Source organism: Tenacibaculum amylolyticum, from assembly GCF_964511145.1.
GTDB classification, from domain to species: Bacteria; Bacteroidota; Bacteroidia; order Flavobacteriales; family Flavobacteriaceae; genus Polaribacter; species Polaribacter amylolyticum.
On sequence record NZ_CAZEFZ010000076.1, the window covers coordinates 97,474 to 122,357 of the forward strand.

Below are 24,884 nucleotides of genomic sequence, written 5' to 3' on the forward strand. Positions count from 1 at the left end.
AAAAATATGAAATTTAGAGTTTCTTTAATAAGTAAAAAATATTATTGTGTTGGCGTAGGAGGATGGTATACTGCCTCGAAAAAATACCCTTTAACTAAAATCTTACTATTCTTAATTTTATTACGTAAACTCACATTTTTATGACATGTTCCTAATACTGAATTCTTTAATAAAAATGGTAATACTGGATTTTTAGCATATACTCGTGCAGCTCTAGCTGTTACTATTGGACAAGCAAAAGAAGTTCCCTTAACTTTTGCTTCTATTCTATGTAATGTATCTCCTCTTTTGACCGCTTCTAAAGTCATTTTATGTTTAAACAATGATACTACATCAATGCTATTCGCACCAAAATTAGATTCAGGAGCTACATCGAAACCACTTACATACTGTGATCCCATTTGAGGCGAAAAATAAAAATCTCCCGTATATCCTCCAACAGTTAATATGTTTTCTGCAGTATAACTTGAAGGAAAGTGCTCATTCCCTTCAGCATCAGTATCTACGCCTTCATTTCCTGCAGAAGCCATTACTAATAACTTATCTGAATTATCTTTGATGATATTTTCAATGATATTTTGGTTTTTTAAATTATAAAATCCAAAGCTACAGTTTACTAAAAACGGCTTTTGTTTAGAAGCAATGTATTTAAAAGCACATGTCAATTTAAAATAATCGCTTCTTCCATTTCTATCAAATGCTTTTACAGGTAATATTTGATGGTTTACATTTTTATCTGCTAATATTTCTCTAATTATTTCATAGACTAATGTTCCATGTGCATGATCATCTCGTGGATCGTTATCATTATTTACAAAATCCCAACCAGCAATTTCATTTGGGCGACAATTTGGGTTATCGCCAGAACTATTATACAAAAATGGAGTTGAAAAATAATCATAATCAATTCCCGTATCTATAATTGCAATGTTTACTCTGTCTCCAGCATTCTTAGGTAATACTCTATCTGTTATTTCTGTGATGTCTCTATCAAATACATTTTCGTCTACATTCTGAATCGTAATAGAAAATTGATAGTCTCCATTCAAATCATCATCATCATCATCATCGGTTGATAATTCCGATACTAAATCTTCTATTCCTATAAAATACTTATCAGAAATATCCATCGTCCATAATTCAATACGATCATCATCACAATCACATTTTTCTATTTTTTTAATTCTAAAGAAATATTTATTCTGTACATCTCCTCTAATTTTCTCTTTTTGATATTCTTTTAATCCTTGTTTTTTAAATTGAATTACAATTTGATCTCGAACAATCTCTGGAGCTAATGGATGTTTTCTTGATTTTTTATTCATTATCATCCCCTTTTCTTCTATTTCCTCATTGTATATCATTTCATCTTGAGTGCAAGACACGAAAAATGTGATTATAAAAGCGATTAAAAACACGATATCTTTTTTCATTTTTTAAATTTTTTGGTTACATCATTTTTTACACACTTAAGAACATCTATTCATAAAAGGTTACCCTTATTATTTTATTTTTTTCTCAATCTTTTAGTTAATTTTGAATGCTAATCTCATTTAAATAACAATTATCCCATTAATAATTATGACTGATGATTTTTTTTTACAAAGCCTTGTTAATGGTAACAACAAAGGAATTAGTAAAATATACGAGCTGATATATCCTAAGATAAAGAACTACATTCTAAAGAGAGATGGAAGCGAAGATGATGCCAAAGACATTATGCAAAAGGCACTTATTCAATTATCTGTAAGAGCACAAGACAAAAGCTTTAAAATTTCTTCCAGTTTTGAAGGTTATTTTATGACTATTTGTAAAAATTTATGGATACGTGAAGTAAAAAAATCTAAATTAAAGGTAACCAATGCTAAGGTTATTGATCTAGTAAGTGACGATATGGATATAGCAATGAGCATTCACGAACAAAAAAAATGGGAACTTTTTAAAGAGAAACTCTCTAAGGTATCTGATAATTGTAGGGAATTATTAATGTTGGTTTTTAAGAAAACTTCGTACAAAAAGATCGCTGATCTGAAAAATTACGCTTCAGAAAACACGGTTAAACAACGTATTTTTAAATGTAAAGCGAAGTTAAAAGAAGCAATTCAAGCTGATCGTCGTTATATGGATTTAAAATATTTTTAATTAAAAACTGAAGTAATGGATTACAATACAATAGAACGATTTATCAATAATGAGATGAATGCAAAAGAGCGTCAGTTTTTTTTAGAAGAAATGAATGCAAACGAAGAACTAAAAAACACTGTTGAAATCTATCAAGAAATGCATCATATTTATGATGATAATGACTGGGAGCTTACCGATATACAAGCAAAACATCCAGATATTCTAAAAAATTTTGAATTTCTTCAAAGTGAAAAAGGGCAACAAATTAAGAATGCTATTTATGAAGAAAGCAACACGTATTTCGCAAAAAACACTAAAACCAACTCTTTAAGAAAACTTATTATTTTTTCTAGTTCTATAGCAGCTATTCTTATCGTTAGTTTTTCGCTTTTTTTTAATAATGTAAGTAATAATCCTTCCGATTTATACGCTGAATTTAATAATAACTGGCAAGAGTTACCTTCTTTAACTTTAAGAGGAAATGAATCGAAACTAAGTGATTTAGAGCATTTATTTAAACAAAAAAAATACAGCGATGCTTTGCAAGTTTTGGAATTGGCTCGTAAAGATGAAAAGTTAGTTTCCGATCCACAAATACTGCTGTATATGGGAGTTTTAAATCTTGAATTACATAAAACTCAGGAGGCTATTAAAATATTTAAAGAACTACAAAATAGCAATACATTAGATGCTTTTAAAGCACATTGGTATTTAGCTCTCTCCTATCTTAAGGAAGGGAATAAGAAACTTTCTGTAGAGCAATTACAAAAATTGCTAAACGATCAAATGAATTTTAAAGATAAGGAAGCCAAGAGTTTATTAGAGAAACTTGAGAGTAATTAATTCGGGAAATTACTTTATTAAAATAACAGGTTGCTTCGTTTTCCCTTCGAGTTTCCATTCGACAGAGCTCAGGAACCTCTCGAGGAGCACTCGCAATAGCGCATAGAATATCTCATTTAAAGCGAAATACAATATCTTCTTAATAGAAAATAGATAAATTCTTCGATTATCTTAGGATTGCACTTTTGCTATTCTATATTTTATTTCTGTTTCTAAAAATTAATATGAACTGTTTTTCCTTCTTTTGTGTATTCTCTTTTTACTCCTTCTAATAAATATTGTCGTTGTATTTCTTCTTTCTTATTTGCAATAGTTTTTAAACATGCATACTGAATTACATTCACAATATTAGCTCCTGTAATGTTGAATTTTTTAGCTAATTCTTCTACCGAAATTGAGCTTTCTAATCCTACATTTTTAGGTAAATTATTTTTCCATAACTCTATTCGTTCTTCAAAAGTTGGTGCTTCAAATTCAATGATGTTATGAAAACGACGTGTAAAAGCAGCATCGATATTATTTTTAAAGTTCGATGCTAAAATAATGAGCCCAGGATGTGCTTCTATTCGTTGTAATAAATACGATACTTCTTGATTGGCATATTTATCGTGTGCATCGCGTACATTGGTTCGTTTTCCAAAAATAGAATCTGCTTCATCGAAAAACAAAATCCAATCCTGATTGATTGATTTATCAAATAACTTAGAAAGATTCTTTTCTGTTTCTCCAATATATTTAGAAACAACCATAGATAAATCTACTCGGTAAACGTCTTTATTCGTATACTTTCCTAGTAAACTAGCCGTTAAAGTTTTTCCTGTACCTGGAGCACCACAAAACAATACGCGATATCCTGGCTTAATTTTAGATTGCATTCCCCAATCTTTTAACAGCACTTCTTTATAAGCTAACCAATTTTCTATTTCTTTTACTTCTGTTAATGTCTTAGGATTTAGCACTAAATCATCCCAACACAAACCCGTTGTAATTAAACTTGCTGGGAAGTCTTGACTTAATTCAGGTTTGAGCTCCTTACCAGTTAAAAAGAGATGTACATATTCTTCAGCTAAAATCAATTTTCCACTTAAAAAAGGTTCTCCATAAGGCACTTTTTCTAGTTCTATAATTTTCTTTTGAAACAATATACTTTCATGTAAAATATAACGAATCATATGAGTACGTGCTTCAATATCATTTCCTGCTAAAATGTATATGGCTGTTTCTCCTGTAGGTAAAATACCTCTATGATTTTTCCCTTTTACACTTCCTAGTTCTGGAAAGTCTCCTCCTTCTGGAAAAAAATCAGTAATTATATCGTTTAAAAAATTAGGTAACACATGAGGTATGTATACTAATAATAATAAAATAACATCTTCTGTAACTAATTTTTCTTGATTCATAAATGATATCAAAGCTGAAGGATTTCCGTCATAACTTAATTCTTTGCTTGGTGGGTTTCCACCATGAAACTCATATACTAATCGTTTTTTAATAAAGTCTTCTAAGACTTTAAAAATCCCTATTTCGTTTTTTCTATCTGCTTCTATAGTTACTTCCATCTTACTTTTACAAATTATGATAGTTTCTTTTTCTCAGTTCCGTCATTAGCAAACTTTGCTTTATAATTTTTTAATGACTGATCGTATCCTTGGTCTTTACCAATAGATAACTCGGTACCTTCTGTGTTTTTAGTAAAGTCATTCGCTAATGCTTTATACTTTTCTTTTTCATATCGTTTATCTTTTTCCATTTCAATTCCAATGGTTTGTAAATTATCTCCTTCAACAGCTTTATCTTCTTTATTTGCAATTCCTTTCGATTTATAAGTAGTACTTAAAAACTGTCCTGGCAAATTTTCAATATCCATCGTCATTGCTTTTTGAAGCTCTTTCGTTAATGTACTTTTTGCTTTTGTTACAATCTTTTTATCTGCTTGTTTTTCCTTTCCTTTATTATCTTTTGGAAACTCTCTATCTAAAATGCCTTTTAACTGATTTTTGACATTGGCATCATCTTTAATCTTCGCTGTTACATTCATATTAAAATTTGTTCCTCGTGTTTTAAAAAAGGAAGCTAATTTATTTTCTACATGTAACATTTCTTTCTGATTATAATTCGGAGAAGATGGATAAATATTCATTGCTGCATTAATTCCAGATCCTCCAAACTGATCTCCAATAATGTGCGCATTGTCAAACCCAGGTGTTTTATCTTTTCCTGCTGCTCCTCCATCCCATTTTCCTCTTCCTACACCATCTGGCTTACTTGATAAATTGAATCCTTTAACGCTTCTTGTTTCTGTTTTATCTGAAATTCCTTCTACAGCTTCTTCAAAACTTATATTGATTTCAAAAGTTGGACTATCAGCACCCGCTTTCGCATCTTTTGCATCTCCAGCTCTTTTCGTTTTATATTTTGCTGTATATATTCCATCTTTTTCTGTTAATTCTATCTCATCAGGAATAAAGTTTTTATGTGCCGGTTTATACGATTTTGATTTTCCTTTCTTCAATTTTCCTTCATCCGCACCTTCACTTTCTATATAAATTTGATCAAAACTTCCAAAACCTTTACCTGTTCTAAACTTATAACTACCGTTTCTTTTATCTAGAATATAAACTTGTTTTCCATCGATCTTGTTTTTATCCTTATCTTTTAAATCTGCTAGAAACGATGCTAATGGAACTCCATCTGCATCTACAACCTTGTTATTTAAATATGTATTTAATAAAGGCACCTTATTTCCTTCCTCACTTCCTTTAGCTTGTGTTCCTCCTTTTGAAGTATTTGGTGCTATTTTTATTTTTATATCTACATCATTATCTTTTTTATCTTTCTCTAAAGAATTAAAACTAATATCTAAATTGATTCCTTTTTTAAGTTGTGGTTGATATTTATCTTCTAATGACTTTGCTTCTTTCTTTTTTCTTGCATAAAACTTATCGAAGGGTTCTCCTTTCTTAGCTTTTTCTCCTAATTGTTTTTCTATTTTAGTTATAATCTTTTTATGCTTAGCCTTGTCTTTAGCTGTTATTTTATCTGGCTTTTGTTTTTTGTTGTCTTTCTTAATTTTTTTAGCATCTCCTTTTTTAGGTTTCTTTTTTCCTAAAATCTTACGGAATGTTTTGCTTGCTTTTCGTATAATTTTATCAATTGCTTTGTCTATTTTTTTACGAACCTTCTTAACAATCTTTTGGATTTTCCCTGTTAATCCAGTAACTCCAACTAATGCCGCTAAAAAGCCAATTAATACTGGAATCGCTTTTGCTAAAGCCATTTCTATTCCTTTTGCAACTGCTTTTACATTTCCTGCTGCTAATGCTTTAATACTTTTGATAAATGCATTTACTAATTCGAAAATTTGTGCTGCACGTTCTACAAAGAATTTTACAATATCGATAATCATCATAGCAGCTTTTACAAAAGCTCCGGCTGGACTTAACAGTCCCATAACCCATTTGATTCCTGCTTCTATTACTTTGGTAATAATCATATCTCGAATGGCATCCATTACCATTTCTTTCAGATTATTAAACTGTTCTTTAATATATTTCCAAAGTCCTTTTATTCCTTCTTTTCTAACAATCTGAAATACCTCAACAGCTTTTTCCATTCCTGCAACTACAGGTTCTCCAACAATTTTTACAGCTTTACTTCTAAAGTATTCCCAAGTAAGCCCGAGCATTTGGGTAACTAAACTGAAAATTCCAGAAAGACTGAATAGATTTTTGGGTAGTGTAATTCCAACATTTCCTAAAGAACCTGTAAGCCATTCTATGACTCCTTTAATCATGTGTTTTTTAATGTTGGTTCCAAAATCGACAAATCCTTGTTTTACACCTTGAATTAAATTACTTAAGAAACCTATTGGATCTGAAATAATAGCACCAATAGCACTTACTGCCGCTGACAGTAAATTGACTAACATATCTTTTATCTTAAGAATTGTTTTAATAACTCCAGCTAAAGCATTGAATGCAGCACCAATCCAACCTGCACTTACTTTATCTTTTATTTCGTTGAATTTTTCATCTAAAGCGGCTACATTTTCTTGATATGATTTGGCTAAGTCTTTTGCTAATTCATCTTGCTTTTCATAAACTGTATCTTCTAATTCTGCATATTGATCATTAAACTCTTTATAAGCATCATCTGCTAATTTTTTCTCTGATTCGCTAAGACTATCGAATTTCTTTTTTGATTTTTTCTTTCCTGCTTCTATAGCATCTAATGCTCCGTTTAATCCTTTGGCTATGATTTCGGAAATATCGTCTAAAACACCATCCATTGTAGATGTAAACTTGTTCTTTTCAACTCTAAACAATTTGTCTATAGCATCTGTATCCTCACCAAAAATCCAATCATCAATAACGGTCCATCCATAAATTTCTCCTAACCCATCTTCTACATTTTTCTCAAATGTTTTTTGTGCTTTTTCTGCTTCATTTTTAAATTTATTATCTACATCTGTCGATAGTTTTTCTAATTTCTCTGTAACAGTTTTCTTCGTTTCTTCATAAATCGTCTTGAACTCTGCATAGATTTTCTCTTTCTCTGTTTTATCGTTTGTTTTATTCGTTGTTTGTCCTGTTAATACATTCTTTTCAGAAAGTAATTTAGCCGCTTGCATTTGATCTAAGCCTTGCTTACTGTTTGTAGCTGCAACTTTTTGAGCTCCTTTTAATTGCGCATTCTCTTTTTTTCGGTAGTTAACAGGTGCTAATTTTGCCTCAGTTTGTGCCTTGTTTTTTTCTGCTAAAGCTCCTGTAAATTTTGGTTCATTCGATTTTGCTAATTGCTCATCTGTTACCTTATTCTCTGCCATATAATCATCTAATGACTGACTTTCTTTTTCCATAGAAATCTCCTGAGAAGTTTTTTGCTTTGGAATAGCTGCTTTGGCATTTAATGGTTTTGGAGCTTTTCCTGCATCTGCTGGTGGTAAAGGTTTTGCTTCAGTAGTAGGTTGTCCGCTTGATGGTGCTGGTTTATTCGCCTCTGTTTTTAAAGGTCCTGCTAATTTATCGCTTTCAGAAGTTACTTGTCCCGATATGTTTTTTTGCATTTTTTTAATCGGTTTGTTCTTCTTAAATCGCTTTGCACCGTCTGAATCTCTAGGCAGATTTTTTTCTAATTCTTTTAAATTACTTTTAAGTTTTTCTTTAAATGTTTCTGGTTTAAATGGTTCTCTCTTTTTCTCCTTTTCTGAAGTAGCTGCCATAGCTTCTGCATGTGCTAACTGATCATTTTTAGCAGTTTGAACAGCTACAGAAGGATGTCCTGCTTCTTTTTGCTCACCAACTTTTGTATCTGGTTCTGGATGCTTAGATTTTTCTTCTTTTATATTTTCTGTTTGCTTTATTTGCTTCTGAAAAGCAGGATCGTCTTCTGGTTTCTTTGGTGCTCTTGGTATTTTTGCTTCTGTTACTTCTTTTTTTGCTTCTTCTTTAGTGTCTTTTTCCTTCCCTTTGTCTTCTCCTTTTTGATTTTTTTCAATGGTTCCAACTTTTTTTACTGCTTTTGCACCCGAAGCTTGCGCTGCTTTAGGTGTTTTTACATTAGGTAATGTTATGTCTCCAGTGCCCCCTTTGGCAGGAACTTTTGCTTCTTTTACTTTAGACGCAACTTCTGTTAGTTTGTCTGTTTTAGTTTCTTCTTTGTTTTCTTTATCTGACTCTTTTTTTCCTTTCGACTTTTTATTTTCAGCTTTATTTATAGGATTTGATTTTTTAGCTGGGAAAAATGCTTTCGCTTTTTCTGTTTTTTTAGGAGTTGCTTCTTGAGTAGCCTCTTTTGCTTTAGTTGCTACTTCTTCTGTTTTTTCTTTTACAGGTTTTATCACCTTCATTTCTGGTTGAATAAAAGGTGTTTTATTTCGGTTTTTTAATGCCGAATTCGCTGATGCTATTTTATTTTTTTTGGCTGAAAACATATATTATTGTTCTTTTTGGAGGTTTAAAACTGCTTTCATATTTGCATTTAAGTCATGTATATTACCTTGTATTTCATGATTTTCTTCTACTAGTTTCCCTGTAAATTCCCCATTGGTTCCTACGTAAGTTGTATAAGGGATTTCTATTCTCCCATTTTTTATTGTTCCTGTGCCGTTAGCTGTTACTATCCATTCTCCAAATACAAATGAGTATTCTGTGAAACTGATTCTCCCTGAGGTATTGTGATCTATATAATATTTACCATTCGCATTGTTTACATCTAACCAATATCCTGTTAAATTGTATTCTTTTTTCACTTCTTTTTCTACAACTTTTTTAGGTTTAAAATCGTCTATTATTTTAGTTTTTTCTTCAGGTTTATCTACAATAGTTTTAGTAGGTTTTGCTTTTTCTTTATCGACTACTATTACTTTTTCTTCGGTTTTTTTTTGTTCCGGCTTTTGTTCTTTGTTTGGCCCTAAAAAACCTACATTGTACAATATGGTAATAACACCTCCAATGGCGCTAATAAGTCCTGTAATGGCAATTACTGCCGTTGAGAATTTTGTTTTAGTTGCGTCTGACATTGGTTTGGTTTTAGTGCTATTTCATGTATTTTCTTTAAAATTGAAAGGTTCCTTCTTTACCTCTCATATCGTTGGTTACTTTTATACATTATTAGAAGTATAAAAGTGATTATTAACTCCTCTTTCTTTTCCTTGATGAAAAGAAAAAAAAATCAAGACTGCGAATAAAAATTTAAGAAAAAACTACGGAACCTTCCGCTGATAAAAAGAACTCGCTAACGCTCAAACAGCTTTTTATCTTTCAGCCACAGCTGCTTCCTTGATTTTCAAAATTTTGATTCGTTGGTCATTTTTATTCAATATTCAATTATTTTAATTACTTCTAAAACAATCTACGCTAGATAAAAGCTCACCTATCTCTAAATACCATCTTGTTATTTTATTTTTGGTATAGGTGGCATTAAGCTTTTGTCTATTAATGATGGATCTTTTTCCATCTCTCTTAATGTATCTGGATCTAACAATACACCTTTTTCATGTGCTGCATAATTTCGTAATCCTTCTTGCATTGTTGTTCCGTAAAACATGTATATTTCTGCTACTGCTTCGTTTCCTTCATCGTATTCTGAAGTGAAATTCCCTTCTAGTCCTTCTCCTAGATCTGGATTGTTAATTACATTTCCTTGATTATCTTTTATTGCGTCTATACCATCTAAAGCGTCTCCATAATGTGTAAACTCATTAATTAACACTTGATTTAAACTGATACTTATCGCATTTTTTTGCTGAATAGTAGCGTCTGGATTAGATAGTACTTCTTCATATTTTTCTATGAGCTTATAATTTAACTTGATCGTATTTCCTTGGTAGAAATACTCTCCATTTTGATTTGGGTTTGAGAATTCTACCAGTTCTATTTTTGGACCGTTTCCTTTTTCAAAATCTGTTACTTCTTTAATTTTTTCTGGAGTAAAAGCTCCCACTGTATTTTTTAATAGGGCTTTTTTTATTTTATCGCTTCCTGTTAAATAATCTCCAAAATGATCGTTCATGTATTTATAGAAATAAGGAAAAGCTGTTTTATATTTTGCTAATGGATTTTTATCCTCCTTTCCTGCTGGTACTGCAGAGTCTACTTTTCTTTGTATTTTTTTCTGCACCATTCCTTTTTGTTGAATGGTATGTGTTAATTCGTGTGCGAGTAAATGTTTTCCTTCTCTAGAGTTTGGATTGTATTTTCCTTTGTTAAAATAAATATCGTTTCCATGAGTAAAGGCCTGTGCTCCAATGCTACTGCTCATTTTTGCAGCTTCTGAATCGTTGTGAATTTTAATATGTTTAAAATCTGCTCCAAATCCTGTTTCCATTTCTGAGCGAATTCCAGTTTCCATCTGTTGCCCTCCATTACCTCTTCTTAGTTTTGGTTCTAAAGACAATCCTTGATTTTTCGTACTGCTATTATGTGTTTTTGTTTGTACTTCCTCTTCTTCTTTTTCTTGTACTGTTTCTTCTTCCATTTTTTGCACTAGTTCATCTTCTGTTTTTTGCTGTACAGATTCTTCATCTCCACCTTCCATACGTTGTACAAATGGTGTTACTTCAGATGCTAATGGTTTTTGTTGTACTTCTTCTTCACCTTCCTTTTTTTGCACTGTATTATTTTCTCCTTTTTTATGGATAACTTTATCAGCCATTTTATCTGCTTCTACTTCGTATTTATCTCCAGCCTTTCCCATTTTAAGCTTTGTTTGTACCGGTTTAAAAAACGGTGTTTCTGTAGCCAGCATTTTGGGTTGTATTCTTCTAAATTTTCGTCTCATGATTTCCGTTTTTTATTACCAATCCGTAAAAATTAAATGCTCTATCCATGGTAATCTGCATAAACTGATATTCCATGGTAGTTTGTCTAATAAAATATCTTGTGTTTTTCGCTCTACTGTTAATTTCGGATTGTCTTCAGTAAGGTCTAATTTTCCACTTCTTTGGATAAATTCATTTCGAATTAAATCTGGTGATGAATCTTTTAACACTTCCCAGTTACGGGTTACTGCTGCAACTAATTCTTCTGCTTTTGCTTTTATTTCATCTGTTAATTCAATATCTCTTTCTATAGGATGATCTATTGGAATATTACATAAGAATTTTTCAAAGACTAGATTACTTTCTATTTGCTGTTCTTTTTTAGTAGCGATATAGTGTAATACGTGTGCTGCAAGTTCTGGATCTATAATTGTATCGTCTTCATCTAAAAAATCACAAGCTTTAAAGAATTGCTTTAAGTAAGGATGAATTAAAATTAATCCTGCGTTACGAATAAAAAATGCTTTAGATGGTTGTTTTATCACTTTTTTAAACGGTTGTTGTGTTACTTCTTGAGTTCTATTTTTAAGAACTTCTTTCAACTCATTTTTAGATATAGTTTCGTTTTGTTGTTTTTTGTTTTTAGTGCTTTCTCTTTCTAATGTTCGTTTATTTTGAGTTGCTTTTTTTTCTATATCTTCAGTACTGTTTTCTTCTGTTTTTCGAACTTTTCTTTCGTGTTTATTAAGATTTTTAATTAATTCTGCTGAAGTTTCTTTGCTCTGCTCTATAAATGATTCTGCTGTATTCTCATTATTTGAACCTTGGTTATTCAGTGTTAACTTATCTTCTTGCTTTACTTGATTATTTTCTGAGTTTTCTTGAGGTTCTTTTTCTTTAGAGTTTTGAATTACAGTTTCTTCATTTGAAAGTGCTTTTTTATCTATTTCTTTCTTTGTTCCATTAGGAAGATCTCCTTGATTTCTTTTCGCATCTCCTTTTTTAGCTTTGGTTTTATCTGTAATAACTGATGATTCAATGCTTTCTTGATATTCAGTTTGCTTCTCTAATGAATCTTTATTTTCATCTTTTTTAGATATTAACTTTTCTTTTTGTGAAGCTATTTCTTCTTTGTTTTGTTCTACAACTTCAGCTGTAGTTTTATTTTTATCTAAAGACTCATTGTTAGAAATGACCTCTGCTAATTCTGCTGTTGTTTGTTCAGTAGTATCACTTTTTAAAGAAGTATTAGTAACTTCAGATTCAGTTGATTTTGTTCCATCTCGTTTTACAATCCCTTCTTTTAAAGTATTCGATTTAGTATGGTCTTCTTGATTTATCTTCTTAGTTGCTGGACTACTAATTTCTTCATTAAGTTCACTTGCTTCACTCGATAAATTAGAAGCTTTTTTATCTTCCAAAGTGCTAGTTACATCCTTCGTTTTTAAAGTTTCTGTATTATTCTCTACAACATTTGGTTCATTACTTTTTGCTATGAATTCCCCATCTGTTAACTCTATATTCTTTTGTCCGTTAGAATTAATTTCGATTTCTTGAGTTATTCTTTTATTCTTTGTAAGCGTATTAATTTCTAGTAATTTAGTTTCGAGACCAGCAATTTCTTTAGCTGTTAAATCTTCATCCTCTTTTATTACTAAAAGTGTTTTAGTTATTACTTCTGGCAATGTTGAAAATTGCTTTTGTAATACTTCTTCAATAAATACTGTCCATACCTTCTTCCTTATAGCTTTGGATAGGTTGTTCTTTTTTGCTAATACAGATAAGACTTCCTTATAATATTTTGGCTTCTGATAGATTCCTAAGAACAACAGTTGTAATTCATCATTAAAGAATTGATTCAACAATCGTTCTCTGGTTCTTTTTTCCTGTAAGCTTTTTATAAATCGATTTTCAAAAGTTGTAGTTTCTGTAATTTCAAATAAAAGTTCTTTAGAAAACTCTACTAAATGTTCGTTATCTGCCCACCATGGTAATTCTCCGTGTTCTAAAAAGTAAAAAAAGGTATCTGTTTTACTTTTTATTACCGATTTTGTTTCGACAGTTACATCATGATTTTCTGGTTTTTCGAGTTTTTCACGAAGTTGTGTAACTAATTTTTCTTTAATTTCTTCTTTACTAGTATGAAAGTTAAAGCATTGCGTGTCTAGATCAATATCTAAGGTCATATTAGAAATTTGTAGCATTTCTTCTGATCCGTACTTCTCTGAATCTAAATAATTTTCGATTTCAGGAAATACTTCTTCTTGCAAGAAGAGTTCAATAGTATTCTTTAGCTCGTGAGCTGTTTGCTTGCTATTGGTTTGTATTTCTACAAATACTTTTTGAATGATATGTTCTTGAGAATTGATCATTATTTGTTCTTACTTATATAGTTTTCGTTTTTTCGTGTATTTAATTAAAATCGTACTTTATCAATTTATAACTGTCGTTCAATCTACAGATCACTTCGCTTTCCCTTCGAGTCTCCTCAGGTAACGCTCGTGATGACGTTTATTTTTTATAAAGTGTTTATAAGATTTTATTGGTTAGTATAAACCCTCTACATAATCACTCGAACTGATAGAAAACCTTATCTAGTAGGATTTACTTTAATTAATTCGTTCGTAATAAAATCCTGAATGTATTTTGCTTGTATGGCTTTTACGCATTTTTCTAAAAATGTTCGTAAATCGCCATTGTCTGTATCTATTTTAATATCTCTTTCGTTAAATTCTGCTACATCTGTTTTAAGATCGTCTAGCATTTTTTCAATGATCTTACGACTTCTATCTGATTCTAAAATTGATGGATCTTGACAATGAAGAATACTGAAGAATAATTTTACTTGTGCTCTGTAGTATTTGATTAACACTTTATTTCCTGGATCTTTTTTAATCGCTTCAGCAGTATTTTCTATCAATTGTTTTAGCGATAGAAGATCGTCGCTTGGACTGCTAACCAGCTCATTATTCTTAGTTCCTTTTGTAAAACTTGCTAGGTTTTTTATTACGTAGGTATACCATTTTTTAGTAATATCTACTACTTCTAAACCTAACGAAGATTCTTCATCTTTAAATAATTCTTGCTCATTATTAAGTACTGTACTTATTTGCTCTTCACACGTTTTTTCGTCTGTAGAAATTTCAATAATCTCCGTTTTTGAATCTGCTCCACAAGGACTATTTACTGTTAAAGAAACTTTTATTTCATTTCCATCAAAGTCTGAAAAGTCTTGTGTAAACGATACTTTACGCACATGTACAGTTTCTTTCCCTTGTACATTCCAGATATATTCTTGACCAGTTTCTGAGGTATTTGTTAACGTTAATACTCTCTTTACAGGATCAAAAGAATATGTGAAATCGGCTTTTGATCTTCTATTTATTTTTACGGTTTTACTAACAAAAGTCCCTACAATACTAAATGTTACATTTCCTGCATCTACAAGTCCAGATGTACTTGGTGTAAACTCCCAAACATTTTCATTTGCATTAAATTTCACATTTCCTCCTGTTATTTGAACACCTTCATAGTCTGGTTTTACCGTAACTTTTGAAGGTTTTGTTTCTTCTAAACAAAATTCATCTTCCACAACTATTGTGAAGTCTGGGAATGCTATTTCTTTTGTGAATTCAGCACTAGCAGTACAACCGTTTATATCTTTAATTGTAAGTTGTATGGTGAACGAATTGTCTGCTCCTTCTTTAATTAAAAATGTAGGATTGAATAGTTCGGCTGTTCCTTTTTGATCATTTATTGACCAATTGTAACTTAATCCTACAGGTTTTGCTCCATCAGGTAATACAGCTTCAAATGCTCCTTCGTACACTAATTGTCCATCTTTCCATACAAATCGAGATGCTGTTCTTTCTGCAATTGAGATTTGTTTTACCTCATGAATCGTAATTCTAGCATTGGTCGTTTGTCCGTTTTCTAAGAATTCTATTACTTTTTCAAAATCGTTAAATGCTGTTGCATCAATTACCAATTCATCTCCTTCTATTGTTACACCATTTATTGCTGTAACCAATGTAATTACGCCACTAACATTCTTAAATGGAATTCTTATTATTTTATCTACTCTGATATCTAAACAATACGAAGGTTGAATTTCTAAAGTTGATGGTAATACTCTATCAAATACAATAGGTTCTATTGTTACTACTCTTGCACAAGGACCTAATGAAATTTCAAGTTTTGGTGCTACGGTATTATCGGTTTCATTGATTGGTAAATCATAATATCTAATCAGTTTATTATTAGTTGGTATTTTCTCTATGAAAGTACCATCTCCGTCAAAATCCCATCTATATTGAATGCTATTGAAGAAACTTGCATCTACTAAGCTTGTATCTTCCCAGTTTAAAACAAACGTAACTCTTGCTCTTGTTTTATCTTCATTATACTCGATAGGCTGCTCTATGGTTACTACTAATGCTAATTCTGGATACACTGTAAGTTCACAATCCGTAGGTTCATTATTAACAGTAAAACCTATTTTCTTCCCTAGCAAACTTTTATCTATTTTTCTAACATCTATTTTGGTCTTATTATCAACTGGATCTATAAATATTCCCGTTTCAACACCTTCTGGAACATTCGCTTTAATTTCTCCATCTATAGGTCTTACAGTAAAGATCATAGGAGTTATATCTATATCTTTTTGTAAACAGATTGTTTTTTCTGGTAAGCTTAAGAAAGGTGGTTCTTTTGGTATAATGAAATTAACTGGCGTACAATCTGAACAACACATATACGGTAATGAAAAATCGGCAATTACTGTGTTTGTTACTGTAGTATCTCCAGGTTTTACAACGCTTCCTTCAAAAAACAAAGGTTTATTTGTATCTAAAACTTTTGGATTAAAGATTTGTAAGAAGTATTCGTCTTTAGGAACAAACCTATTTTTAATGGTAATTCGCATCCCTACAGAACCATCTCTATAAAATAAAGTTTCTTCTGCTTTTATAATTTTTGATTGTCCTGCTCGTTCCCAAGTTCTATTTAAAAATGCCGTGAAATTACTTACCGTTTCTCCTAAATTTTTACCAACCAGTACAATGTCTTCTTTTAAAAAATCTGCTTTTCTAAAATCGGAAAACTCTCTGCTTATAAATACAAACTGTGTACTTACTCTTTCATCCCATAATTTAAGAACTCCTCTATTACTCTCAAAGTCGTCTTTTATATTCCCAATAATCGTTTCCGTTTCACTTCTTCTTCTGAAAAAATCATCTCTTACGATATCTCCTATACTATCACCTTTCTGTGGAATAGGTTGTTCTCTGAAAATAATATCTAAGGCAACATCGTTAAACGTATCTTCATCTGTAACATCTTCGGTTGCATATACCATTACAAAAGTTCCCCCCGGAATAACTCCCGCTTTATGTTCTAACCCCGGATGCGTTTTTACAAATTCTGAAAACAGTGTTTTCTTAAGAATGTTTTGCTTTCTTGTTTTAATCTCGTCTAATAATGTTTCTAGCTTTTTACCAGAACAGCAAATAATTGACAATTGATTTATGAGTAATCCTAATAACTGTTTAGTCGTAGATTTTAAACTCGTACTATTATATTTTGCTTGTAATCGCTTTACTCTTTCACATAATTGTGCTATGGTTATTCTATAATTATCTAATAAACCGTCGTTAATATCTCTAATTGTATTTGGTATTTTGTCATCCAAATCGTAGGTATACACCAATGTTTCAGAGATATCTGTTAAGATAAATTCTGATAATGCTTCTTCCTTTTTCCAAGTATCGCTTTCGCGTACCTCTCTTAATTGTTTGTTTAATCGTGCAATAATATCATTAGCTGTTGCTGTTGTATCTTCTTCAAAAACACCTCCAATGACATAGCCTAATGTATCTTCTTCTTTTGCTAGATTCTCTTTTACAATATTTGGTTTTGCATATGAATATGCTTCATACGGAATACCATAATTTTTACTTCCTTTTACAAAAGATTCATAGGTTTCAACTTCTTCATATTTTTTAGCTACTTCTTTTTTAACTTCTAGTTCTTTTTCAATTTCAGCAACGTCTTTTACTTTAATTACTGCATCGACTATTGTATTTGCTTTAGGATCGTTTAATTTAAACGCAGATAATGTTTTACTCACTTCTGCTAGAATACAATTTTGTTCGGCACGCCATGCTTTTAAAAGTGTTGACAAGTCTTCAAATTCGCATGCATATTTATTGATATTAATGTCTTTTAATCTTGAATTGATAGACAGTGCTTTTATATCGAAACTTAAACCGTATTTTCTTCTATCGTCTTGAATTTTCTTTAACGCTTTATCATATGTTTTTCCTTGATGTCCTTCAATTCTGTAAAAATCATTCGCACATATGGTATATGCTAATGGATCTTGAATAGGTAAGGCTTTTGATAAATTGTCTTTATGATAACTTAGGTTTTGGTCTTCTCTACAATTAATGGTTTTATCGAAATTCCAGTTTTTTACTAATGCTGAAGTTACATCGTAATAAAAAGGAATTGCTTTCTTACTTAAATTGGTATGTGCTTGCGATGGTGTAATTACAATGGCATCACTTTTTTTAAGATTTATGTAATTATCTACTAGAAAATTTGCTCTCGTAATTAAGCTTTGTAATTCTTGTACTTTTTTACTTTCACTACTTGTTGCTGATTTATAAAATCGGTGTCTTAATAATTCTGAGGTTTCAGCTGTTGTAATTCTTCCTAAAGCTATGTGCTTTGGAAATACTCTTATATCTGGACAACAATTTACATTGGCATGTAGTAATACCTCTTTTATTTCATTATAAGTAGCTATTAAATCTTTTAATAAATCATATTTATACTGAAATCCAGGTGTTTTTGTAGGAGTACTAAAAATAGATGCTAACTTTATAGATAATAAAGGTTTTCCCAATTTTTCGAATATTAGTTCATAGCCTTTTATTAAATTCTTTATTGTTACTTCATCTTCTATAATTTCATCGAAGTAATTCTTCAAGTTTTCTGAAGTATCTGTATTTTTTTCAGTTAAGAGTGCTCTTTTGGCTGCAACTACAGGTAAGTTCTTATTAATTTCATACCAATTATGCTGCGTGTATAGTGTGTCTTTATTCAATATAAACTGTAAATCATCTGCATTGATTAACAAAACTCTTAGATTGCTAATTTGCTCTATTCCTTGATTATCGCACGTAAGTTTATTACATAGTTCATCTATTTTCTCATATTGCTCTAAATAGAGCACTATTGCCATTTGGTCTATGTTTTTAAACTCAGATAATGGTTTAAAAGAAGTATCGTTTGCCGCATGTAACTCCCATAAATCAAAAGGATTTTTTTGTGAGTTTAAGAAATGAGGATATTCAGCTTTATCATCTTCAAATTTTTTAGAATATGAAAAGGTTTTTGAAGCTATGTGTTCTTTTATTAAGTCTACAAATTTTATAAGATCTCCATCGGTAGTAACAGCAGTACCTTGAGTAATCGTAATGGAATTCACGGTAGACGTATCATCTGCATAATTCGGTGTAAACTCAAAACCGCATACAATTCCTACGCCATTTAAATTTACTCTGGAAAGACGATCTTGATCATCGAAATAATCTATAAATGCATTTAACTGTTTTTCTGTTAGTACCTGATTTGCATTGAATTTGCTGTACTCTGTAGTAATATTCGTAAGTTTTGGTTCAGTTTTCATACCCTGTATATTTTGATTGTGCGTTACACACAATATTTGCTGTTTTTATCTTGTTTTGTTCTCGTCGTCTTCTATAAAATTGATATTTCCCAGACTCGATTGTCCTAAAATTATTCTACCATCTAATGCTTCCTCTTCTGCATTACAGTCTGTTAATCTTCCTGCTGGGTAAATGGTATTTAATTTATGCATTGCTACTATTAATTCTTGTAGTTCATTGTTTTCTGTAGGTTGTTCTTGCTCTAAGTTTGCCTTGGCAAGTAGGTACTCTTTATAAGCATTTTCAAAGCATAATAAATCATTGTCCTCATCTGCTACAGTTCCTTCTCTGCTTCCTACCCAACAAATTTTTGGAAGTATATGTGCCGGCAATTCTTGTTTTAAAATAGTTTCCATGTACCTTCTAAAATCTGGATTTGAAAAACGATAGGTAAATCCTGGAATTACAATACTTACTCTGTAAGAATAGGGATCTATTGTTCCACAATCATCGCAATCATCTGCACATATTGGAAAGAAATGCGTTCCTTCTTCTTTGGTAACATCTGGACGTAATAACATATGTTCTACTAGAAAAATTCCTTCTTCTGTGAATTCATTTTTCATAAAATCAATAGTTTCTAGTATTGCTTTTTTAAAGTCTTTTAGATCTTGGTAGTATGTATATTGTTTCGCTATAATGTAATCGGATCCACTTTTCTTTTCTTTAGGATTGATGACACTAAAAGAATAACTAGGAGGAGTTGCTGGATTTGTTGGTGAAGATTTATCTATTTTTATAAAATCTACTTCCATGTTATCTTCTATCGTATTTTCAAAAACAGCTTCTATTGCATTTTTCCTAGTTTGAGCAAGTTTTAAGACAGCCTCGTACAACTCTTTTATTGCGAAAGATTTTGTGGGATAATTTTCTGTTGCTGATAGTATAATATTGTTTTGTTTATCTCGTATTCTCCATCTATACACAAGAATATCGTCACTATCTTTAAATTCATATACTTCTACATTCGACTTGGTAAGATGCCTTCTTCTTTCGTTTGTAATTCCTAATAAACGGGCAACTCTTTTTTGAAATCCAGAAATGTTATTGGTATTCCAAAGTTGTTTTTCTAATTGTATTCTTGATTGGTTTTTTGCTGTTACATAGTAATTAAAAGCCATTCCTCGCTGACTACTTATAGCTTCGTAATCTTTTAAAAATGCTTCTTTGTTTGCTAAAACAATTTCATCAGTTGCACTTCCGTACAAAGCTTTCATAAGAAACGTGTATTCTCCAAAACGCTCTGCAAATCGTGCTAATAAATGATCTAATATTTCATTTCTTCTTTCAATATTATTATCAAATTGACTTACTAATCTTTCTGTAAGCTCTTCATTATTAGACATTGGATATTCTTTTACAATCTCATCAAAGTCTTTGATATCTTTTATTGCTTGTGTAAAATACGTACGTGTTTCTTCTCCGCTTATAGAAAAGAGTGTTCTTACTTTAGACAAGTGTTGGAAATAACTCACTAAAATCTGATCAAAAAATGTTAGATATGCTTTTAATTGTTTTGCTTTTGATCTTCTTTCATCTGTAACATGTATTGCTACTCCTTCTCTTCCTATTCCATAGGTATCTGGAAAATCATTTTGAATTGTGGTGTATTCATTCGCATCTAACGCTACTCCTGATGGCAATGGTAGTTCTTTGTCTGATGCTGATAATTGTTGCGCTTCTACCGCATCTTGTTTAATTTGTTTTACATACTCATTTGCTCTATCGTAATTTAGATTTAGAGGTAAAAATCCTTTGCTAAAATTAAATGTACTTCTGTTACATAGTACAGGTTTCTTATCTGGGGCAACACAAACAATCCATTTATTTTCTTGTGGACGATTTTCATCGCAGTAGCCTACAGAAATATCTTTGATCAATTTTACACCTTCTACATTCATGACGATTTTCATAATGTCTGAAAGTCTAACTTCTCTTCTTAGTTCTGCATTTTTAAGTTCTTCTGTATCAATAAAACCGTTTGATAAAATAGGCCCATCGAAAACCATATCTGTACTATATCCTTTCTCTAATAATTGTTGTACAGAATAAAATTGTAACGATGGTGATAAGTAGTTTTCTATTTCATACAATATGTTTGCATACACCCATTCTTCATCTGCTTCTGGTAATACTTCAACATTGGCACAAATAGCAATAGGTTCTGTAGCTACTTTTTTAAGTTCGATAAGATCTTCACATAAATTTCTATTTTCATGATACTTTTCTTTGATGGTTGTAAAGACTTCTTCTCCATATCCTTCTTCCAAATCTACCAACAAAGTATACAGTCCTTTTAAATCAAAATCTTTTTGAAATTCTGGTAAAATGCCATCGAATTTTTTGTATGATAATTTGTTATTCTTACAATCTACAAATACCTTTTTTTTATAGGTACGTAACCAGCAATTCTTAACGCCTTCTATATCTATGAATAGCTTTCTGTAATCTAATTCATTTACTGGTTTTGAAGGAAATATTTGTGATGCTTTGTAAAACTGTGCATGTATAGATTCCTTAGGATCGTCAGATGCTAATAAGTTTTCTAGAGGTGTATTGATACGAACTCCTAAATCTGTAATTGCATAGCATAACATTTCCAAAATTGTGATTCCTGGATCATGAGAGTTGAAGTCTGTCCATAGTTTTCCTCCCATTTGTTCTATATAAGCAATCCCTTCTTTTCTTAGAAAATGAAAATCTAAATCGTCTTGAGAAGCAACGTTTTTAGGAATGGTAATATGTTGGTTTATAGTTGGCATTCTTGTTCGGTCTTTATAATGGGTTTGCCACAGGTAAATGACAATGGTTTAATTGTGTGTTTTTTAGCTGAGACTAAAATTGATTTCGGGTCTTCTGGTACAATGCTATTAATGGTAGCATCTCCGTTCATTTTTACATGTTGTAAATAATCTACATAGGGTAACTTTTCTATGTAATCTATAAGTACACTTTTGTGTAATAAGACTCCAAAAGTGACTTCTTTTGTATCGTCAAATGCCCATGGTGACAGGAATTTTGTGATATCTTTTTCTAATTGTTTTGTGTAAAAGTTTCGATCGTAACCTTCGTAGAATTTTGCTTCTAACGTTATGGTTACTTCTTGGTAATTTGGATTGATGACTTCTGCCGTTATATGCATTGTATTTAATGCATTTACATGTTCTTTAATATCTAATAAAGTTGCTGTGCTAACTCGAGGTTGATAAATATCGAATACATTTTTATTTACGGTATCTGGCACTACTATTAAGGTAACATTTCCTGCAGCTGTAAAACTTTTTTCTGAAGTGTGATTTAAACATTTTACTTTATAAATTTCTGGGAATTTTTGAAGAATGATATGTTCATAATCCCACATTGTTATGGCTCTATTTTTATGACGTAATCGTTCGCTAATTCTTCGATAAAAGTTTGTATCTGATTCTTCTGGACTTCCACCAAATGCATTGTATGGTTGTGTAATGGATTTTACTTGCGGAATTCTTGTAATCATCTTTTTGATGGTGCCACTTGGTAAACCATCTTTTAAGTGACTTACTTCGTTATCATTGTTTTCGAAAGTAGCTACCACAGCTTGTGTATGAATATTAATCACTTTACAAACAGCATCGAAAGATTTGTTCATTCGTGCTCTTAACCACACATATCCTTCTGGTAATAATGTATTCGTAGCTGTTGCTTCTTTTGGAATATTGAATTTTACAATTCCAGATTTTAAAAAGTTACGTGTATTGTTTACAATTATTTCTTCTTCTAAACTTTTCCATTTATTGCTACAAAGTATAGACCAATCTACTTTTTCATTTCCTTGAAAACTTGGTGTTAACGGATTTTCACTACCTTCTAATACTTGTATTAAAAGTGATACGCTTTGTTGTACTTGTACATCTTTTAATCCTATAAATAAATGTCCTCCTACACAGTATCTTGGTACCAATAAAGTTTCTACATTTTCTTTATCGAATATTTCTCGAATATTTTTTTCTGTATGTTGTATGTTTTTAAAAGCGTAGTTTTCTTCATGTTGACCAAAAGGATGTTCATGAAATAATTGAATTCTATTCCCTTCTAATTGAACATTTTTCATGATCACTGTTTCCTCTGCTTCATAAGCTGCAGTTATGGTCTCAACTAACGGTACATAAGGTTCATTTGGTAAATTAATTGTTTTCTCTTCTGAGCTAACTGCTAACGCATAATATCTAGGATATAACTCTTGTAAAAATGATTGTTCTAACGATAATTGTAAAGGTCCTGCTTTATCTATTGGAAACTTATTCTTGTTATCGAATGTTACTTCATAATTGTATACGTTCCCTTCTTTACGAAATAAAAGTCCTGCGCCATCATTTGTATTTACCACACTTGTTCCGTTAGCGTGTAGCATGTTTTCTTCTACTTGAAAATGTTCGTACCCCGAAACAATTAAACTTCTATTATCTATTGTTTTTACTAACTGTTCTGCATAGGTTTTTATAGAGCTAAAACTCGATGCTTGTAGAAATGCACCATACCAGTTTCTGAAATCATCTGGTGTATTTTTCCAACGCATATTTACGGTAAACTTTGTCCATTTTTTAGCAAATGCTTCTGGATAGTTAATTTTAAAGTTCGATCCTTTTATTGGTCGCGTAGTAAATGGATGAAAAGGTTTTGCTGTTTTTAATTGTCCGTTATCATTCTCAATGAACAATGATTGCACACCTGTTACTACTGATTTCACTTTAATTTCTGCTACAGTATTTCCTGCTAATGCTCTATAAAAGTTGTATACTATTGCTTCTGAAAGATCAAAAATGAAACGAACGACTGGATATTTTGTTTGATATTTTTTAAGTAGAACAGCTTCGTTGTAATCTACCAATGGCGGAGTATCTATGTCTAACTTAAACGTAAACTCCATACTCTTGGCTAAGGTTATTTCTCCTTTATGCTGCTCGTTAATTTCTAATAACTCCGTAGGTATCCATGCTTCTTCTCCGCTTCCAAAAATTTGAATACTGTTTCGTAATTTCTCTACATCAATACTTTTCTTATCTGTAAAATTCTTAGTAAATGTGATGGTAATTGTTACTGTACGTTCTCCTTCTTTAAGACGTAGCATTGGTGAGGCAATAGAAAAACCTAGGGCTGCATCTGGCAACTCTTTTGCTTTATTAGTAACAGCTTCTGGATAACCAAAAGGATACCAATAAGGTTCTTCCTCTAATAGAGGCTCTTCAATTCCATCGAATGTATTGGCAACTACACTTGCTTTTATTTTTTGTAGTTGATTCGTATTTGCATTATAAACTGTTTTTAATGCGCTTACTGTAGCCTTATTTACAATTAATTCATCATTTGTTTTATAAACTAACTGATTCCCTAATGTGTCTTTTTTAGCATCTAATAATGTTTCAGCATCAATTTTTTGATCTGTAATTTTTTTCGCAAGCTCAAAAAGGACATATGTTTGGTCTGGTACTGGTTTATTTTTTGCTACTTGTAAAACTTCTTTGTAATAAAAATCTAGATGACGTTTGGTAAGTTGATTGAATCGTTTTTTTGAGAACTCAAGTAATTGTAAAAAACATACAAATAATGTGAGATGTGGTGTTAATTTCGACTCATTTTTATACTGATTTAGTACCTCTTCAATACTATTCTTAAGTTTTTTATACTTACGGCTTCCTCTTTTATGCGGATTCTCTTTATCTATTAACTTTTTAAAAAAAGATGTCCAATTACCTGAAGGTACTTCTTTATTTTTTACAGAATAATAGTTTAAATGTTCTGCAAAATTATAGGCAAATAATATCCAATCTTCGGTCGTAAAATCGTGCAATTCGAAATTATCAGGATTTAATGCTTGGATATAGCGTTGCTCTTGTCCTGTCCCACTTCGTTGTAATATGTTAGAGATGATTTTACTCATGGTTTTT

The 24,884-nt window shown here is 31.1% G+C and carries 11 protein-coding genes; 2 read left to right on the forward strand and 9 right to left on the reverse strand.

Annotated elements, in window-relative coordinates; translation table 11 throughout:
- Positions 1-41: 41 nt before the first annotated feature.
- Positions 42-1,433, reverse strand: coding sequence for a S8 family serine peptidase (locus ACKTTC_RS18355; protein ID WP_408041320.1), 1,392 nt, complete (start codon positions 1,431-1,433; stop codon positions 42-44).
- 148 nt (positions 1,434-1,581) lie between these two features.
- On the opposite strand from ACKTTC_RS18355, the gene ACKTTC_RS18360 reads away from it, so the two are divergent.
- Together ACKTTC_RS18360 and ACKTTC_RS18365 are read left to right on the forward strand one after the other, a co-directional pair.
- A complete protein-coding gene (locus ACKTTC_RS18360; RefSeq protein ID WP_408041321.1) occupies positions 1,582-2,142 on the forward strand; it encodes an RNA polymerase sigma factor in 561 nt (186 codons plus the stop codon).
- Between the two features lie 15 nt (positions 2,143-2,157).
- Positions 2,158-2,967, forward strand: a complete 810-nt coding sequence (locus tag ACKTTC_RS18365) for a tetratricopeptide repeat protein (protein ID WP_408041322.1) — start codon at positions 2,158-2,160, stop codon at positions 2,965-2,967.
- Positions 2,968-3,179: 212 nt separating this feature from the next.
- Here the strand turns inward: ACKTTC_RS18365 and ACKTTC_RS18370 are convergent, their stop codons facing one another.
- The 8 genes from ACKTTC_RS18370 to ACKTTC_RS18405 form a co-directional block, all read right to left on the reverse strand.
- Complete coding sequence (locus tag ACKTTC_RS18370) at positions 3,180-4,526, reverse strand: ATP-binding protein (RefSeq protein WP_408041323.1); 1,347 nt, start codon at positions 4,524-4,526, stop codon at positions 3,180-3,182.
- A 14-nt stretch (positions 4,527-4,540) separates the two neighbouring features.
- Positions 4,541-8,899 (reverse strand): DNA/RNA non-specific endonuclease, encoded by a 4,359-nt coding sequence (locus ACKTTC_RS18375; RefSeq protein WP_408041324.1) that lies wholly within the window; start codon positions 8,897-8,899, stop codon positions 4,541-4,543.
- A gap of 3 nt (positions 8,900-8,902) precedes the next feature.
- Complete coding sequence (locus ACKTTC_RS18380; RefSeq protein ID WP_408041325.1) at positions 8,903-9,487, reverse strand: hypothetical protein; 585 nt, start codon at positions 9,485-9,487, stop codon at positions 8,903-8,905.
- Between the two features lie 374 nt (positions 9,488-9,861).
- The gene (locus ACKTTC_RS18385; RefSeq protein WP_408041326.1) at positions 9,862-11,247 is read right to left on the reverse strand and encodes an eCIS core domain-containing protein; all 1,386 of its coding nucleotides are present in this window, start codon (positions 11,245-11,247) and stop codon (positions 9,862-9,864) included.
- Between the two features lie 15 nt (positions 11,248-11,262).
- Positions 11,263-13,599 (reverse strand): contractile injection system tape measure protein, encoded by a 2,337-nt coding sequence (locus ACKTTC_RS18390; protein ID WP_408041327.1) that lies wholly within the window; start codon positions 13,597-13,599, stop codon positions 11,263-11,265.
- Between the two features lie 218 nt (positions 13,600-13,817).
- On the reverse strand, positions 13,818-18,920 hold the full coding sequence (locus ACKTTC_RS18395; protein ID WP_408041328.1) for a hypothetical protein: 5,103 nt from the start codon (positions 18,918-18,920) through the stop codon (positions 13,818-13,820).
- A 45-nt stretch (positions 18,921-18,965) separates the two neighbouring features.
- A complete protein-coding gene (locus ACKTTC_RS18400; RefSeq protein WP_408041329.1) occupies positions 18,966-21,722 on the reverse strand; it encodes a hypothetical protein in 2,757 nt (918 codons plus the stop codon).
- Positions 21,710-24,877 carry a baseplate J/gp47 family protein gene (locus tag ACKTTC_RS18405; RefSeq protein ID WP_408041330.1) on the reverse strand — a complete coding sequence of 1,056 codons (3,168 nt, stop codon included), beginning with the start codon at positions 24,875-24,877 and terminating at the stop codon, positions 21,710-21,712. The genes ACKTTC_RS18400 and ACKTTC_RS18405 overlap by 13 nt, the downstream gene beginning before the upstream one ends.
- Positions 24,878-24,884 lie beyond the last annotated feature (7 nt).

Bases quoted from the DNA above. Each gene is read 5' to 3' on its own strand.
- ACKTTC_RS18355 (WP_408041320.1), bottom strand. From the start codon at position 1,433: ATGAAAAAAGATATCGTGTTTTTAATCGCTTTTATAATCACATTTTTC.
- ACKTTC_RS18360 (WP_408041321.1), top strand. From the start codon at position 1,582: ATGACTGATGATTTTTTTTTACAAAGCCTTGTTAATGGTAACAACAAA.
- ACKTTC_RS18365 (WP_408041322.1), top strand. From the start codon at position 2,158: ATGGATTACAATACAATAGAACGATTTATCAATAATGAGATGAATGCA.
- ACKTTC_RS18370 (WP_408041323.1), bottom strand. From the start codon at position 4,526: ATGGAAGTAACTATAGAAGCAGATAGAAAAAACGAAATAGGGATTTTT.
- ACKTTC_RS18375 (WP_408041324.1), bottom strand. From the start codon at position 8,899: ATGTTTTCAGCCAAAAAAAATAAAATAGCATCAGCGAATTCGGCATTA.
- ACKTTC_RS18380 (WP_408041325.1), bottom strand. From the start codon at position 9,487: ATGTCAGACGCAACTAAAACAAAATTCTCAACGGCAGTAATTGCCATT.
- ACKTTC_RS18385 (WP_408041326.1), bottom strand. From the start codon at position 11,247: ATGAGACGAAAATTTAGAAGAATACAACCCAAAATGCTGGCTACAGAA.
- ACKTTC_RS18390 (WP_408041327.1), bottom strand. From the start codon at position 13,599: ATGATCAATTCTCAAGAACATATCATTCAAAAAGTATTTGTAGAAATA.
- ACKTTC_RS18395 (WP_408041328.1), bottom strand. From the start codon at position 18,920: ATGAAAACTGAACCAAAACTTACGAATATTACTACAGAGTACAGCAAA.
- ACKTTC_RS18400 (WP_408041329.1), bottom strand. From the start codon at position 21,722: ATGCCAACTATAAACCAACATATTACCATTCCTAAAAACGTTGCTTCT.
- ACKTTC_RS18405 (WP_408041330.1), bottom strand. From the start codon at position 24,877: ATGAGTAAAATCATCTCTAACATATTACAACGAAGTGGGACAGGACAA.